This is a genomic window from Bacillus sp. MMSF_3353 (genome assembly GCF_030733445.1).
Taxonomy (GTDB): Bacteria; Bacillota; Bacilli; order Bacillales; family Bacillaceae_G; genus Bacillus_A; species Bacillus_A wiedmannii.
In genome coordinates this window covers 302016-318114 of the sequence record NZ_JASHJA010000005.1, presented here as the reverse complement: position 1 = coordinate 318114, position 16099 = coordinate 302016, and the positions used below count along the sequence as shown (strand labels likewise).

Sequence of the window (16099 nt, the reverse complement as noted above, 5' to 3'; positions counted from 1 at the left end):
AAGTAGGAGTTCTTCACAATTACTTTTCTTCCGCTTTATCGCTCAGTATGTCTATGCTTCTTTTTGCTTCAAAATGGTTATACGCTTTTTCTGCTAATTTAATACGTTCTTCTGGTAATTCTATATATTTCATAACGTTTTCTATTATTTTTTCATACGGAGTAAACACTATTCCTGGCCACTCTATCTCGTCCTCGGGATTACTATTTTCAGAGATAATAAATTTCTTATTTGCCACTGCATAAGAAACTCGAGGAGTTTCAAGAATACCCGATAAGTAAAAATGAATATTTAATATAATTTTAGACCTAGCAATCAACTCATTTCTAACAATTCCCCACGCATTATTTTTAAAAACAATATTTAAATTCGGGGCAACTACTTTTAATTGATCTAAAATAGCTTGTCGCCTTGGGTTAAGAGCACCTATAAACAGTATATCAATGTCTTCAGTTAACTCTTCATCAAATGCATCTTTTTTTATTTCTAGAGTTGGGGCATAGTTCATTTCCACATGTTTTATTTCTTTTCCTACTCCTTTTTGTTTTAACCATTCTATATTTTGTTTACTATAATCCCAAATTTCCTTATCTTTTAATAACATTAAATAAAGAGGATGCGCATAAGGACTTCCTTCATATAGCTGTTCTAAATTATAAACAATTGCATTTTTTGGTAGTAGATTCGGATTATGCGCATACGTATGCGCTCCAAAAACAATTGTATTTTTCACATTTTCTAGTATTGTTTCTGAAATAATTGCTTTATTCCCCTCCTGCTCCAATCGCCATTTCAAAGCTCGCGCAACATCTATAAAACTACCATACGTCTTTGGGCATATAAAAAGACAATAATCATATTCTTTATTCAAATAAGCTTCCATTAGTCTTAAATTATTTTTATATAAATCCACATCCGGATATCTAATTAAAAGCTCACTTGCATGTTTTTTTGCTACTTTATACATTCCAGCATAATAAGCAGCAATGCACCTTCTTAATTCGATTTTTTGCCGATGCTCTTCTGCTACGTCCATGTCTATAAGGAGATTTGCGATACAATACGCTTTTAAATGATCACGATCATAATAATAATCTAGTAGTGGCATCAATTCTTCATACGTATTTCCATGCACGGATTCCCCTAGTTCTAGCGCCCATCGTATTAATTCCATGATTACTCCACTACTCCTTTAACCGACAATGTATTTAATAAAATTTCGCATTACTTTCTACCATATTTGCTATATGCAACGGTAGCTCTTCTTTTCTCGATTCCAAATATTTTTGTGATACTGCACCTAAATGTTTTTTATGCGGTATATAAAAAGCACTTATAGAAATCTCATAGTCAAATAAGTAATCATACACATGATAATCTACAAATAGCAGATCATTTTTCGGAAAAGGAATTTCCTTCCCTTGCAACGCATACATCAAAGCAATATTATTTTGAGATTTTAATCGATACATTCTTGCAAGTTGGTATAATGGCTCAGCCCGAGTTGGTCTATATTCCCACGCTTTTTGAAAATAAAGAATAGCTAATGCTGTATATTGCTCTTCTTGCGCCTTAGCATTTTCTTTTTCATCCACTTCTGTTACCTCATATTGTTTATTTGCTGAACGGTTTGCTAATTGTTCATAACAAAATCCTATTCGCAATAACGAATAGAACACCTCTTCAACCCATCCACCTGCTTCCACTCTTTTTTTGTACCATTTAATCGAATCTTCAAATTGACTTAAATGAAAATAAGTTTGGGCTAAATAAAATAAATATCTTATATGCAAATCTGGCGTTGTTTCTGGATCACTCAATCCTTGTAACAACAACCGCTCATCTCTCTCAAATTTATCAGCTTTACTACCACCATCCCCAGGATCGTTAACGACAAGCGTCTCTAACCTAGCTACTCTCGTATTGTAATTCGCACCAACTTTGGAACGATCTATATCCCAATACTCATGAGTAACACCGACAGATTTCCATGGTAAAGAAGCTTTCAAAAGGCGTGTAAGCCAATACTTAATATGAATATCATATTGCATTGTAAGATAGTGGTCTTCCGTTAAACTAGTCTTATCAAACTCGAGATCAACTTCTAATATCATATCTGCATCTAATATTAATAAATAATCTGCTTCTGGATATGTTTTTTGTGCTAATGAAACTGCTAAACTTCTGTTATAGCCAAAATTTTGAAATGGTTCATGATGAACTGTTCCAGGGATTTCATTTTCTTCACACCAATTTTCAATAATTTCAGGTGTATTATCAGTTGATCCCGTATCACAAATAGAAACAAAATCTACAATTGATTTTGTAGCATTTAAACATCTTTCCATAATTCTAGACTCGTTTTTAACAATCATACAAAGACATAACTTTTTTTCTTCCCCTGCATTCTTCACTTGCTCATTTCCCATTTAACCACCTCATATTTTATTAACACGCTCTTTTCATATGTAACACCACTTCATAGCTACACTGATGACATAATCATCCTTTTACTATTTATGAAAATTTCATTTTATTTATTCTTATTTTTATGTTGGGACATCTTTCATGCTTCACTATATATTTGATACAATCAGTACAAATAAACAATGATTGATTGGTATTTTTAAATTAGAAATTTCTTAAACTATAAAAAAAGAAACTTGCGCCTATGCACAAGTTTCTTTTTAAAAACAACCTTATTTTTTCACAACTTCATGTCCACCGAACTGATTACGAAGAGCTGAAACTACTTTTCCGTGGAATGTATCATCTTCTTGAGAACGGTAGCGCATAAATAATGACATTGCGATTACCGGTGCTGCCGCTTGAAGTTCAAGTGCCGTTTCCACAGTCCATTTCCCTTCTCCTGAAGAGTTCATCACACCTTTAATGCCATCAAGTTTAGGATCATCTGCAAATGCCTTTTCAGTTAAGTCCATTAACCAACCGCGGATAACTGATCCGTTTGCCCATACTTTAGCAACATCTTCATAATTGAAATCAAAATCACTTTTATCTAACACTTCAAAGCCTTCAGCGATTGCTTGCATCATTCCGTATTCAATACCGTTATGAACCATTTTTAAGAAATGACCACTTCCGACGCGGCCTGCATAAGAATACCCATTCTCTACTGCTAAATCTTTAAATAAAGGTTCTAATTGATCATAAATTTCTTTTTCTCCACCAACCATTAAGCAAGCACCGTATCTAGCTCCTTCTACACCGCCTGATGTACCGATATCTACGTAATGTAAACCAAAACTTTTCGCTTCTTCAGCACGGCGTAACGTATCTTTATAGAATGAATTCCCGCCTTCAATAACGATATCGCCTTCCTCTAATAATGGATATACATCTTTTAGTACCGATTCAACAACTTCTCCCGCAGGTACCATTACCCAAATTTTACGAGGAGCTTCTAGTTCAGCAATCATTTCTTTTAATGTATGACGAGCGGTAATCCCTATTGCCCCTGCCTTTTCAACAAGCTCTTTATTAACGTCATATACCACTACTTCATGCTTGTCTTCATATAAATGTTCTGCTAATGGGAATCCCATTTTTCCTAATCCAATTAAACCTAGTTTCATATTAATCAATCTCCCATTCTATACAAATATATTTAATAACGAAATGAGTCCAAGTGCTACAACAGATAATATCGTCTCCATTGCAGTCCATGTTAATAATGTTTCTTTCACAGTCATTCCGAAATATTCTTTAATCATCCAAAATCCAGAATCATTTACATGTGATAAAATTAATGACCCTGCACCTGTTGCAAGTGCTAGTAGTTCAACATTTACACCTGGTGTACTTGCTGCAATCGGCGCAACAATACCAGCTGCTGTCATCATAGAAACCGTTGCCGATCCAGTTGCGATTCGGATAAGTGCCGCAATTCCCCAGCCTAATAATATCGGTGAAATATGAGATTCTTTCGCCATTTCTGCGATTGTCGTTCCAATTCCAGAATCTAATAATACTTTATTAAATGCGCCGCCTGCACCGATAACTAACAGTATGTTCGCAATAGGCCCAAGGCAATCGTTTGTAAATTGTAATACTTTATCCTTTGAGAAACCTTTTGCATAACCAAGACTAAAGAAAGAGTATATCGTTGCAATTAATAACGCGACGATTGGATCTCCAATAAAGTGCAATACTTGTGCAAGTTGACTTGTTTTGTTTAGTGCTACTTCCGCAATTGATGCACCTAGCATTAGAAATACTGGAAGTAAAATTGTAAACAATGTATTTCCGAAACTAGGAAGCTCCTTCTTCTTATCTCTTTCAATAAATTGCTCCGCTATATCTAATGGTACTTCTTTATGTATACGAGCACCAATCCATTTCCCGTAAAGCGGACCTGAAATGATTGCAGTTGGAAGTCCGACGATTAAAGCATATAAAATTGTCTTCCCTACATCTGCTTTAAAAATACCTACTGCTGCCATCGCTGCTGGATGTGGCGGAACGAGTCCGTGTACAACAGATAAACCTGCTACTAGTGGAATACCGATTGTAATAAGTGATACCCCTGTTTCTAACGCAATTGTAAATACTAATGGAATTAGTAGTACAAATCCAACTTGGAAAAATACTGGAATCCCTACTAAAAATGCAACGAACATCATCGCCCAGTGAACACGTTTCTTCCCAAAACGATCTATTAATGTGGTAGCAATTCGTTCAGCACCGCCAGATTCGGCCATCATTTTTCCTAGCATGGTTCCTAATGCTAAAACTATCGCTAAAAACCCTAACGTATTACCAAGCCCTAGTTTAATAGAATCGATAATCCCTGGATCTTTTGGTGAAGTTCCAATCAATGGCATTCCCATTGCAAGTCCTACACCAATTGCTGTTAAAATTAACGCGACAAACGGATGCCATTTTACTACTGTAATAAGTAAAAGTAGTATGACAACTGCCGCTAGTACGATTCCAACTACCATTTCTCCCAATCCCCCTATTGTTTACGTTGGAAAGCAGCTATACAATCAAATTCTTCTTTCAAGCGATTGTAAAGTCGTTCATACATATAAAACATTTCTAAATATATAGCCGTATTTTCTTTATTCGGTACATGATGATGAACAATATCAATCCAATCCTTTACCTCTTCAAGAGAATCAATTTTTCCTACAGCATATAAAGCAACTGCCGCTGCCCCAAGCGCAGATGCTTCATGACTTTCAGGAACAAGCAATTCTTTTCCCATCATATCGGATAACATTTGTCTCCAAAATGCAGATTTCGCAAAACCTCCTGAAACGCGTATTTCAGTAAGTGGCCCTGTACAATCCCTGATTGCGAGTGCAACAGAATATACGCTCATACAAACACCTTCCATGACTGCACGTATAAAATGTTCTCGTTTATGCTGAAGGTTTATTCCAAAGAATGTACCACGAGCATTTGCATTCCAGTACGGTGCACGCTCTCCAGATAAAAACGGTAAAAATAGCAATCCACCCGCTCCAGCTGGTACACTTTCCGCATACTTAATTAATAAATCATACGGATCAATGCCAAGTTTTTTTGCTACTTCTTGCTCTGGGCTACCAAATTCATCACGTAACCATCTCAGTAATATTCCGCCGTTATTCGTTGGTCCGCCGATCACCCAGTGCTCGTCTGTTAATGCATAACAAAACGTTCTTCCTTTTTCATCTGTATTAACACTTGATGAAATTGTTCGAACCGCACCACTTGTACCAATTGTAATTGCAGCTGAGCCAGGCGATATTGCCCCAACGCCCACATTCGCAAGAACACCATCACTTGCACCAATAACAACTGACGTATCTTCACGAATACCCATCTTTTGTGCTAATTCCGGTTTCATACCCGACAAAATATATGTAGTTGGCACTGGTGTTGATAATTGTTCTGGTGACATATGTAACAACGTTAAAACATCTTCATCCCAGTTTAATGTTTCTAAATTAAATAACCCAGTAGCTGATGCTATTGAATAATCCACTACGTAACGTGAAAACAATTGATACATAACATACTCTTTAATGGAAATAAATTTATATGCGCTCGCATATAATTCTGGCTCTTCCTCTTTCATCCACAATAATTTAGAAAGTGGCGACATCGGATGAATTGGTGTACCCGTTCGTCTATAAATTTCATGACCATTCATATGTTGTAATAATTTTTCTGACTGTTTCGTACTTCGATTATCTGCCCAAATGATAGAACGCGTTAATGGTGCACCGTTTTTATCTACTGCAATTAATGCGTGCATTGCTGTACTAATACCGATTGAAGAAATATCCTCTGGTAACACGTTACCCTTTCGGATGGCAACGCTTACAGTTTTATATACAGCAGCACATATTACATCAGGATCTTGCTCAGCCCATCCGACGTTCGGTTGAATAATTGGATAATCAACTGCATGTGATGCAACGACTTTTCCTTTTTCTGTAAATACAACCGTTTTTGTACTTGTGGTACCGATATCAATCCCGATTACTCTCCCCCTTGTTTCCATGCGGATCTTCCCTTCGTTTCTAGCAAAATACGATCTAGTAAACCGTTTACATGAATTAGTATATAAAATATTTTTTCATTAATCAAGTTTTAAAAAGAAAATTTTTTTCATAACAAAAAAATATATCCCCATCATTCCATTTCACTTACATACTAAATTTAGATTTTCCCCGCGGTAAAGTTGCGTTATATTCTTTACGTTTCGCAACACACTCTCTTTTTCTTTCATTAACAACACATACATAGTCCTTCCTTACGTTCTACTCATTTGCATGAAAAAGGAGTTGTACAGCAACTACCTCCGCAATGGAAATTTTGTGCACTTTGCTCGTTTTTATTGTATTAAGTTCACTCGTCCTTTTATCTTAATAGTCTTAGAGTGCGGATCCTACTATCACTTTATTAACTTGTAAATATATGTTCCATACTATAAAATCTAATAGTATTTTTATTTTTCAGAAAAATAAAAATACTATTAGACTTTATTGTATAATGTTGTAAAAAGATGTCGGAGGGATTTAATGTTACATAAAATATCTCAATTCACAATTAAGCTTTCATCAATTCTTTTATCACTGTTACTATTATTAAATTTACCTTATTTATTTATCACTCAACAAGGATTCACCTTTCAACCAATTTATTTTTTTAACCAGATCGTTACTATGTTAAAACAGGTTTTCTCACCTGAATCATTGTTGGTTATAGGATCAGACCCAAAGTTTGGTCATTTAAAAACAACACCATTATTTCCAACTGTTTTAGAACCTTACCTATATTCATTTATTGTATTATTTGTGGCCTTTTTGCTTGCGCTCTTTATCTCATCTAGCATGGCATTTTTTTATTTTTTAGCAAAAGATTATATAAAAAAATGGATAAACCGAATTGTGTTCATATTAGAAGCTGTCCCTGATATGATGATGATGATTTGTTTGCAAATATTTTTCATTTGGGTACTTAAGAAATTTGGGGAAGCTCCTTTCACCATTATTTCTTTTAATGAAAATCGCGCTTATTTACTCCCTATTTTATCTTTAGCGGTCTTACCTACATTACAAATGTTTCGGATGATGGTGTTATACATACAAGAAGAACATGGAAAACATTACGTAGAGGTTGCATATGGAAAAGGTCTTTCATCAAGTTATATACTACGCATTCATTTATTCAAAAATATATCTATCCACTTCTTCTACCATTTAAAAACGATTTTTGTTTTCTTACTTTCTAACTTATTCATTTTAGAATTTGTTTTTAATATGCAAGGTATTATTCAATTTTTATTTAAGAAGGCGTTTATTTCACCTCCCGCTGCATTTATTATACTTGTCATGATTATCTTACCGTTTTATGCCATTTTTCAAATAACCTCTTTCATGATGAATAGATGGCAAAAGCAATTGAAAGGAGCAGCTTTATGAAATCTATTTGGAAATCAAAACGCTTTTTAATCGGCTTTACTTATTTATTCATACTTGTTTCAGCTAGTTTTATTTATAGTTGGTTCTTTAAAGATAACATCCCAAAACCTCCTCAGTTACTTTACAATGACAATAACGAATTACTTGGAAAGGCCCCCTTTCCACCATCGTTAATACCGCCTTTTGGATCTGATCGTTTTGGAGAGTCTGTTTTCTTACAAATTATAGAAGGAGCAAAATTTACCATTTTATTAGCCGTGGCAATTAGCTTCTTTCGAATTTTATTCGGAACATGTATAGGAATCCTCTTAAGTTTATATGCTCCAAAATTCAAGAGATTTTTCCAGTCATGCTCAGAAGTTTTTTATTACATTCCTACTTTATTTATCGCATTTATACTCATCACGCCCGTTAATATTGTAATCGTATCAAATGCTGATAGATTAGATCCAAATATTTCATTTGCTTTTTATCAAGTACTCGTACTTATTTTCGTCGCTCTGCCTACACTTTCTTTATATATATCCTCAGAGGTTGAGGAATTTATGAAACAAGATTACATTTTAAGTTCCCAATTGCTAGGGGCTAGCCGTTTTCATATTATCAAAAAACACTTACGAGTCTTATTACTTGATCGCTTATTTGTGTTATTCATGGAACATATCGTCCAAGCACTCATACTCGTTATCCATTTAGCGTTGCTTGATATTGTAATTGGCGGGATACAAATGCGTGAACTCTATGACGGAGTACTCAAACCTGTTTCTCTATCTAATGATTGGGCAGGCCTTATTGGATTAAATCGTTATGAAATGAATATTTCATGGTGGATTATTTTGTATACTCTCGTTTCATTCTTTATTACGATTCTATTTATAAAGCTTATGACAATCGGGATTCAAGATGCACTGAAAGCAAGAGATTCGCAAGTTGTAGCAATTCAAACCGTTCCAAATCATAAAAAATTTGTTAAAAGTAAAGATTCTTTTTCGTTTGTAGATAAAGTGAACCTTTAATCCTTTCTCGTTAGTCGACATTGATAGTAGTGGAATGCAAAGAAGATGATTCCTGTTGAATGCAGGGATCATCTTCTTTCTGCCGTCTAACTTTTTTACATGTCTTTAGCTAGACTCATGCTTTTTATATTTAAAATGAATTATTTGCAATCACAATTATGCTGTTTAAAATCGATTACCATACGTCCTTGAATTCTACCTTGTTCCATTTCTTCGAATACATTTTGTACTTTATCTAGAGAACAAGTTTGAACAACCGGCACTACTTTTCCTTCTGCACCGAACATGAATGCCTCTTCTAAGTCTTTACGAGTACCGACTAGAGAACCAACTACTTCAATTCCATCTAGTACAAGTCGCGGAATGTTTAAATCCATCGTTTCTACTGGTAAACCTACTGCAACGACTTTACCACAAGCACGTACTGCATCAACTGCTGAATTGAACGCTACTTTAGAAACGGCTGTTACTACAGCAGCATAAGCACCACCAAACTCATCTTGAACAATCTTATCAGCAGGACCTTGAGAAATTGGATTGATAGTCATATCCGCACCAACCTCTTTTGCTAATGCTAATTTATCGTCATTAATATCTACTGCAATTACCTTTGCACCAAACACGTTTTTAGCATATTGGATAGCTAGGTTACCTAATCCACCACACCCATAGATGACGATAGGTTGACCAGGTTTAATGTCTGATACTTTTATTGCTTTATATGTAGTTACGCCCGCACATGTGATTGATGATGCTTGAGCAGGATCTAATCCTTCTGGTACTTTCACAGCATAATCAGCTGTAACAATACATTGTTCTGCCATACCACCATCTACTGAATAACCAGCATTCTTAACTTCACGGCAAAATGTTTCTCTACCAGTTATGCAATATTCACAACGTCCACAAGATTGGAACATCCATGCAATACTTACACGGTCACCTATTTTTAGTGAAGTTACATCATCAGCAATTTTCGTAACAATACCTACCCCCTCATGACCAAGAATACGGCCATCTGTGTTTCCAAAATCATGATTTGCAACGTGTAAATCAGTATGACAAACTCCACAATACTCTACATCTACTAGCGCTTCACCTGAGTGTAACGGACGTAATTCCTTTTCAATAACTTCAATGTTTGCTTTACTATTTTTATTAACTACTACTGCTTTCATATGTGATCTCCCCTTTAGTGTTTTAGAATTTTAATGAGTTCATCTCACAACTTCTACCTGCACTGTTTCGGCCAATTATTGCACCAAATTTAAATGTTCAATCATCATTACACGTTCATCATAACATGTAATTTTAAAAGCTTATTGTTAAATATTGAACAATATTTGAATTATTAACCAAATGTTTTCTTACTATATTTGAAGGGAAAACTGAGATTTCATCTATGTATCGTTTATTAGAATTCAAGATGCGAAGTAATAAATAAAGATTTTTTAATATAGGAAATTATTATCATTATATTTTCAAAAAAGATTATAACGAGTAAACCTAGATTATATATCATCAAACTATTGACCAATATAAAAAGCCCTTCAACTGAAGGACTTTTTATATTCGTTTCATCGAAATTGTTTCACGTATACTTTGTAAATTTTGCAATGTCTCTTCTTGGCGTTGTAACGATAACCCAACGTATAAAGTATCTAACAAACTTAACTGTGCTAATCTTGATGAACTTGCTTCTGTACGGAATTCCGTCTCACGTGTTGAAGTATATAATGTAATATTAGCAAGTTGACTTAATGCTGATTTCTGATAGCTCGTAATTGCAATAATGCGAGCTCCTCTTGCTTTTGCTACTTCTAACGCTTCCAGTAACCCTTTATTGCTACCAGAATGAGAAATTGCAATTACCACTGCTTCTTTAGTAAGTAAACCCGCACCCATAATTTGAAAATGTGAATCTGTATGAGCAATACAAGAAATACCCGTTCTCATAAATTTATGATATGCATCCATCGCTATAATACCAGAACCACCATTTCCATAAAACTCAATACGACTTGCATCTTGCAATACCTTTACGGCTTGCTCTAGCGCTGTATCATTTAACAAATGCAATGTATCTTGCAGTCCTGTAATATGCGAATGAAAAACTTTTTTAGCAACAGTTACCATACTATCTTCTGCCGATACTTCTTCATGAATATTTTGCATAGGAGTATGTACAATTTCACGAGCTAATGTAATCTTTAAATCTTGAAACCCTTGAAAACCGAGGTGCTTACATAAGCGGAATATCGTAGCTTCAGAACTATTCGTAACTTCAGCTAATTCTGTAATAGATTTATGTACAACATCTTGTGGATGTTTCAATATATGTTCGGCAATACTTCGCAATTTCGGTGATAAACCATTTAACGAAGCCTGAATCTTTCCAATCCCACTTCTTGTACCTGGCATAGCATATCTTCCCCTTCCATCGTAGTTTTATTGTACCTAATTATAGAAAGAAGAAAAACCTTTATTTAGCACTACTATAAATTGAAACTTTAATCAGTGAGAGTATTGTACATCTCCCACTAATTATAAGCCCGCAAATAGCGGGATAAATTTTAAATACTCCTATGTATTCTGTCGTAACATGGGACATAATTATTCATACTTATTATTTCCCCCGTGCTTCACCGCATATAATGCAGCTTGCGTACGATCATCTACTTCCAATTTAGCTAAAACATTTGAAACGTGTGTTTTCACAGTCTGTTCTGTAATATGAAGCTCTGCTGCAATTTCTTTATTACTTCGCCCTTTCGCAATTTCACGAAGTACTTCTTGCTCTCTTTTTGTTAACATGGAAAAAGGGTTCTCTTTTTCTTTCTTAACTGCTGATCGTCCGAATAGTGCTGGTGTTACTTTCGGATGAAAATTCGCATTTCCTTCATGTACTGCAATGATAGAAGCAACAAGTTGCTCAGGTTGTACTTCTTTTAATTGATAACCATCTGCTCCAGCTTCCAGTGCTGGTAAAACATAATCTTGCTCTGAAAAACTGCTTAATATAAGTATCTTTATTGTTTTATCATATTGCTTTATCCGTTTTGTTGCTTCTATACCATCCATCTTCGGCATTGATAGATCCATTAATACTACATCTGGTCTTTCCGTTTGAATGAATGTTAATGCCTCTTCACCATTTTCTGCTTCCCCAACTATTTCAAATCCTTCTCTCGTTTTTAAAAAGAATACAAGTCCTCTTCGAACAATATGATGATCCTCAACTAGTAGTAATTTAATCTTCAATCTTCTTCTCCCCTTTAAACCGGCAATTGAATTTCAATTTTTGTACCCTTTTTCAGCTCAGTTTTTATTTGAAATGATCCCCTCATTAACTGAATACGTTCCTTCATACTTTTTAAACCGAGCGCTGACTCTCTTACGTGATCTTGTATAAATCCTATTCCGTTATCCTCTATGTAAAAATACAACTGGTTATTTTCTATTTTTAAAAGAACATTTACCTTTTCACATGAAGCATGTTTTTTACAATTATGTATTGCTTCTTGACTAATACGCCATAAAACTTCTTCTATTTCATCTCCAATTGAAACCATACCATCAATTCGAACTTCCACGTGGATCCCTAACAACTTTCCGTAATTTTTAATTGCTTCTGCTAAACCTTTCTCTAATCCTTCCGGTCTTAATTGCCAAATTAAAAGTGTCATTTCTTGTAATGCTTCCTGTGATAATTCTCCAATATAGCTCAACATCTCTTGCAAGTCTCTATCTTGCGTCATATTTAAAGTACCTTTTGCTGTTAGCATTATAGAAAATAACAATTGTTTTACTGAATCATGTAAATCACGTGCAAGTCGATTTCTTTCAGCTACCACTACGTATTTACGTTCTTTCTCTACTAACTGAATACGTTGTATTGTCGTTCCTATTTGAAATGCAATCGATTCTAATAATGCCAATTCTTCCTCTGAAAAGTGTGTTTTTTGAGGTGAGGCTACATTTAATAGACCAAACTTCTCCGATCCAGACCTAAGTGGAATCGTCGCATGATGCGTAACATCTTCTGTCTCTCCCCAATTACACTCAATCGCATCCTCTATTCGCTTACATTCAATAATATTTGTCGCTTTTTCCAATCTGCCATTCACAAAACGCTCTACACACCAGCAGTCCCCTTCACACATCGGCTTCTTCTCTTTCCATGTAAGAGCCGGTGGTAAGTTTTCATCTACAAGCATACGGTGCTTTCCACTTTCATCGATAAAGAATATCCACCCTGTTTGTAAATTCATAACTTGTAACAATGTATGTAACACTTTTTCTAACATGACTTGTAAGTCTGTTGCTTCATTTAATAATTCTGCAATTGCTTTTAATGCTTCTAAACGATGCATCTCTTTTTCTTCAAAGTTCATTTTCATCACCATCTATCATTATAACATTAAGAAATTTCTAAATTCTACAAATAAGAAAGAACTGAATTCCTTCAGTTCTTTCTTTAAATTAATCATTTTATTATTTTTCTATCCAATGTTGGAAGCTAGATTTTTGTTAACAAACTATTCTATTTTAGCTGTCCGATAAAGATTGTCCACCATGGTTATGCTGTAAACTTTCAGTAGTAACGACCATATTTGCTGCTGGCATTTGCACTTGATTCTTATGGAACATAGACATTAATTCAAACCTTACTTGTCTAGAAGTTTCAAAATAATCTTCTGGCTTTATTAAACCTGTAATACAAAATTCATATCCAACATATTTAAGGTTCGGGTTTAAATCTGTGACACCAACATATTTAAACGGCTCAACAGCTTCATCCTCTACTTTATAAAGACTCGAAGCCAATCTTTTATTACAATTAACACAAACTTCTTCTAACAATTCCTTAACTCTTGTAGGATCTTCCTGATAACTTACCGTAATCCGTTCAATTACGCGCATCCATCCTTTATTAAAATTTTGTATCGTCCTAATCTCTCCGTGTGGTATCGTAAGAAGTTTTCCTGACCATTCACGAATTTGCATAAAACGAATACTAATTTCCTCAATTGTTCCTGAATTTGTTCCGTTAAAAGTAACAAAATCGCCAACACGAAACTCTTTGTCCGCTAATCTCGCAAAGCCTAATATAACATCTTTTAACATCTGTTGTGCAGCAAAACCAATAACAACTCCCGCTATCCCTGCACCTGCAATGATACTTTTTATATCTACAAATTGGCTAATTAAATATATGATTAGACTGATGATAATGATATATCTAAAAATAGATCGAATCACACTTTGAATCGTTTGCTCTACCTCTTCATCAAAAAAGCTTGATTTCCTAAAAAACCAATCAATAATACGGTTGATTACAAAAGAGATAATGATTAAAACTAATGCAAATAGTAAAAATCTTAAAAGTAAAAACTCACGTACATAATTAAAAAATTCTTCAGTATACGTTAATAAACTCATCCATCCACACCCTTAACTAATGAAAATTTCATGAAAAACTAATTTATTGTCATACCTTTTGATTTCCTTAAAACTTGTTACACTTTCTTCTATAAATATACCCTTTTTCATTATCTAAAGGGAGATTACATTAGAATTTTTTATAACCGACTTTATTTTATGACTGCGCTACATATCTCAAAAAAAGGAAAATATTAACACAATACCGAATAGTTCATTTGTAAATATTTTGACTCGCGGGGGTTAACTAACAATGGGCTATATCGAAGAACTAAGAGAAGTTATTGGATCAAGACCACTCAATTTATCTGGCGTTGCTGTAGCTGTCTTCAATGAAAAAGAACAAATATTACTACAACAGAGACGAAGTGGTATTTGGGCTGTCCCTGGTGGATTCGTTGAACTTGGCGAATCAACGGAAGAAGCCGGAAGACGGGAAGTGCTTGAAGAAACAGGGATTGAAATAGGCTCTTTACAGTTAATAAGCGTATTTTCCGGAAAAGAATTTTTTGTAAAATTACCGAACGGAGATGAATTTTACTCTATAACAATCGCATATCTTTGCAAAGATATTACAGGTGGTACGTTAAAAGCTGATGGATTAGAATCATTACATGTACAATTTTTTGACTTAAATGGGTTACCAGAAAAAATTAGTCCGTTCATAAAAAAACTAATCGAGCGAAACCTCGTCTCAATTTAAACGAAAAAAGAGACCTTTTTAAAGGCCTCTTTTTTTCACTTCACTTCTGCATGTAAGCATGACTTAAAATGTCCAAGGGCAAATTCATGTCCTTGCTCATTAAAAGATGCAACCGCCTTTTCAAAAACAACAATTTTAAATCCTTTATTATAAGCGTCTACTGCTGTGTGAAGAACACAAATATCAGTACAAACACCTACAAGATGAACTTCTTCTATTCCTCTTTCTCTTAACTTCATCTCTAAGTTTGTTCCTGCAAATGCACTATATCGTGTTTTATCCATATAATATACATTCTCTGCATTTTTATATGTTTCGTACACATCTTGTAATTCACCAAACAAATCTCTTCCATTTGTACCAGCTATATTATGAGGCGGGAATAACTTTGATTCTGGATGATATACATCATTTTCATCGTGTTTATCGATTGCAAAGACAACATAATCCCCATTTTCAATATATTCTTTCGTTATATGGACAATTTCCTTCTCAATTTCTTGTCCTGGTTTCCCGCATGTTAAAGCACCTTTTTCAGCTACAAAATCATATGTATAATCAATATTAATAAGAGCTCGTTTCATAACCACTATCTCCCCTTCTCCTGTTTCACAGTAAACAATAGAAAATTTGTTATTACGACATCGTATGTACTATTCGACATTTCAAATGAAATACCTACATTTTTCATGTAAAACTTACCTTAACCTGAGTTTATCATATGATAGATAAACAATGGTAAAACAAATAGCTCCTATTAACAAATCATGAATTTGTTAATTGAGCGTAATTTGAGTCACCTCTTGGATCATAAACCAAATGACTGACATCGTTAAAATAATCAAGACGATACGAATACACCGATTCACATCTTCAGCCTCTTTCTCTATCATAGTAGAAACAAGTGATTTCTTCCTACTTAATCGTATTAGAAAACGAAACAAGTTATTCACTGTTACATCCTCTAGTATAAACAAAAAAGCACACTACTTTTTGAG

At 34.4% G+C, this 16099-nt stretch carries 14 protein-coding genes and 1 pseudogene; 3 read left to right on the top strand and 12 right to left on the bottom strand.

Going from position 1 to position 16099, the window contains the following annotated elements; genetic code table 11:
- Positions 1-19 precede the first annotated feature (19 nt).
- The 5 genes from RBB48_RS15090 to gntK form a co-directional block, all read right to left on the bottom strand.
- Positions 20-1174 (bottom strand): CgeB family protein, encoded by a 1155-nt coding sequence (locus tag RBB48_RS15090; protein WP_306007824.1) that lies wholly within the window; start codon positions 1172-1174, stop codon positions 20-22.
- Positions 1175-1208: 34 nt separating this feature from the next.
- Positions 1209-2429 (bottom strand): tetratricopeptide repeat-containing glycosyltransferase, encoded by a 1221-nt coding sequence (locus tag RBB48_RS15085; protein ID WP_088609147.1) that lies wholly within the window; start codon positions 2427-2429, stop codon positions 1209-1211.
- Positions 2430-2699: 270 nt separating this feature from the next.
- Positions 2700-3596 carry a phosphogluconate dehydrogenase (NAD(+)-dependent, decarboxylating) gene (gene gnd / locus RBB48_RS15080; protein WP_088092666.1) on the bottom strand — a complete coding sequence of 299 codons (897 nt, stop codon included), beginning with the start codon at positions 3594-3596 and terminating at the stop codon, positions 2700-2702.
- Between the two features lie 18 nt (positions 3597-3614).
- Positions 3615-4964: a GntP family permease gene (locus RBB48_RS15075; RefSeq protein WP_141547252.1), complete on the bottom strand. Its 1350-nt coding sequence runs from the start codon at positions 4962-4964 to the stop codon at positions 3615-3617.
- Positions 4965-4978: 14 nt separating this feature from the next.
- Positions 4979-6517, bottom strand: a complete 1539-nt coding sequence (gene gntK, locus RBB48_RS15070; RefSeq protein WP_306007823.1) for a gluconokinase — start codon at positions 6515-6517, stop codon at positions 4979-4981.
- Between the two features lie 520 nt (positions 6518-7037).
- Between gntK and RBB48_RS15065 the strand changes: the two genes are divergently transcribed.
- Positions 7038-7940: an ABC transporter permease subunit gene (locus RBB48_RS15065; RefSeq protein ID WP_098088179.1), complete on the top strand. Its 903-nt coding sequence runs from the start codon at positions 7038-7040 to the stop codon at positions 7938-7940.
- Positions 7937-8956, top strand: coding sequence for an ABC transporter permease (locus RBB48_RS15060; RefSeq protein ID WP_141540979.1), 1020 nt, complete (start codon positions 7937-7939; stop codon positions 8954-8956). The genes RBB48_RS15065 and RBB48_RS15060 overlap by 4 nt, the downstream gene beginning before the upstream one ends.
- Positions 8957-9096: 140 nt before the next feature.
- Here the strand turns inward: RBB48_RS15060 and adhP are convergent, their stop codons facing one another.
- The 5 genes from adhP to RBB48_RS15035 form a co-directional block, all read right to left on the bottom strand.
- Positions 9097-10134: an alcohol dehydrogenase AdhP gene (gene adhP, locus RBB48_RS15055; protein ID WP_000649116.1), complete on the bottom strand. Its 1038-nt coding sequence runs from the start codon at positions 10132-10134 to the stop codon at positions 9097-9099.
- 388 nt (positions 10135-10522) lie between these two features.
- Positions 10523-11377, bottom strand: a complete 855-nt coding sequence (locus tag RBB48_RS15050; protein ID WP_088063262.1) for a MurR/RpiR family transcriptional regulator — start codon at positions 11375-11377, stop codon at positions 10523-10525.
- A 192-nt stretch (positions 11378-11569) separates the two neighbouring features.
- The gene (locus RBB48_RS15045; protein WP_097890788.1) at positions 11570-12217 is read right to left on the bottom strand and encodes a response regulator; all 648 of its coding nucleotides are present in this window, start codon (positions 12215-12217) and stop codon (positions 11570-11572) included.
- A 14-nt stretch (positions 12218-12231) separates the two neighbouring features.
- Positions 12232-13350 carry a GAF domain-containing sensor histidine kinase gene (locus RBB48_RS15040; RefSeq protein ID WP_060488638.1) on the bottom strand — a complete coding sequence of 373 codons (1119 nt, stop codon included), beginning with the start codon at positions 13348-13350 and terminating at the stop codon, positions 12232-12234.
- Positions 13351-13504: 154 nt separating this feature from the next.
- Positions 13505-14398 (bottom strand): mechanosensitive ion channel family protein, encoded by an 894-nt coding sequence (locus tag RBB48_RS15035; RefSeq protein ID WP_097890787.1) that lies wholly within the window; start codon positions 14396-14398, stop codon positions 13505-13507.
- A 253-nt stretch (positions 14399-14651) separates the two neighbouring features.
- Here RBB48_RS15035 and RBB48_RS15030 point away from each other — a divergent pair, with 253 nt between their 5' ends.
- Positions 14652-15101 (top strand): NUDIX hydrolase, encoded by a 450-nt coding sequence (locus tag RBB48_RS15030; protein ID WP_098230741.1) that lies wholly within the window; start codon positions 14652-14654, stop codon positions 15099-15101.
- Between the two features lie 35 nt (positions 15102-15136).
- On the opposite strand, the gene RBB48_RS15025 is transcribed toward RBB48_RS15030, so the two are convergent.
- Positions 15137-15685 (bottom strand): cysteine hydrolase family protein, encoded by a 549-nt coding sequence (locus tag RBB48_RS15025; RefSeq protein WP_048541253.1) that lies wholly within the window; start codon positions 15683-15685, stop codon positions 15137-15139.
- A 114-nt stretch (positions 15686-15799) separates the two neighbouring features.
- Positions 15800-16054, bottom strand: a pseudogene (locus RBB48_RS15020) (hypothetical protein).
- Positions 16055-16099 lie beyond the last annotated feature (45 nt).

Bases quoted from the DNA above. Each gene is read 5' to 3' on its own strand.
- RBB48_RS15090 (WP_306007824.1), bottom strand. From the start codon at position 1,174: ATGGAATTAATACGATGGGCGCTAGAACTAGGGGAATCCGTGCATGGA.
- gnd (WP_088092666.1), bottom strand. From the start codon at position 3,596: ATGAAACTAGGTTTAATTGGATTAGGAAAAATGGGATTCCCATTAGCA.
- RBB48_RS15035 (WP_097890787.1), bottom strand. From the start codon at position 14,398: ATGAGTTTATTAACGTATACTGAAGAATTTTTTAATTATGTACGTGAG.
- RBB48_RS15060 (WP_141540979.1), top strand. From the start codon at position 7,937: ATGAAATCTATTTGGAAATCAAAACGCTTTTTAATCGGCTTTACTTAT.
- RBB48_RS15030 (WP_098230741.1), top strand. From the start codon at position 14,652: ATGGGCTATATCGAAGAACTAAGAGAAGTTATTGGATCAAGACCACTC.
- gntK (WP_306007823.1), bottom strand. From the start codon at position 6,517: ATGGAAACAAGGGGGAGAGTAATCGGGATTGATATCGGTACCACAAGT.
- RBB48_RS15025 (WP_048541253.1), bottom strand. From the start codon at position 15,685: ATGAAACGAGCTCTTATTAATATTGATTATACATATGATTTTGTAGCT.
- RBB48_RS15075 (WP_141547252.1), bottom strand. From the start codon at position 4,964: ATGGTAGTTGGAATCGTACTAGCGGCAGTTGTCATACTACTTTTACTT.
- adhP (WP_000649116.1), bottom strand. From the start codon at position 10,134: ATGAAAGCAGTAGTAGTTAATAAAAATAGTAAAGCAAACATTGAAGTT.
- RBB48_RS15065 (WP_098088179.1), top strand. From the start codon at position 7,038: ATGTTACATAAAATATCTCAATTCACAATTAAGCTTTCATCAATTCTT.
- RBB48_RS15040 (WP_060488638.1), bottom strand. From the start codon at position 13,350: ATGAACTTTGAAGAAAAAGAGATGCATCGTTTAGAAGCATTAAAAGCA.
- RBB48_RS15085 (WP_088609147.1), bottom strand. From the start codon at position 2,429: ATGGGAAATGAGCAAGTGAAGAATGCAGGGGAAGAAAAAAAGTTATGT.
- RBB48_RS15050 (WP_088063262.1), bottom strand. From the start codon at position 11,377: ATGCCAGGTACAAGAAGTGGGATTGGAAAGATTCAGGCTTCGTTAAAT.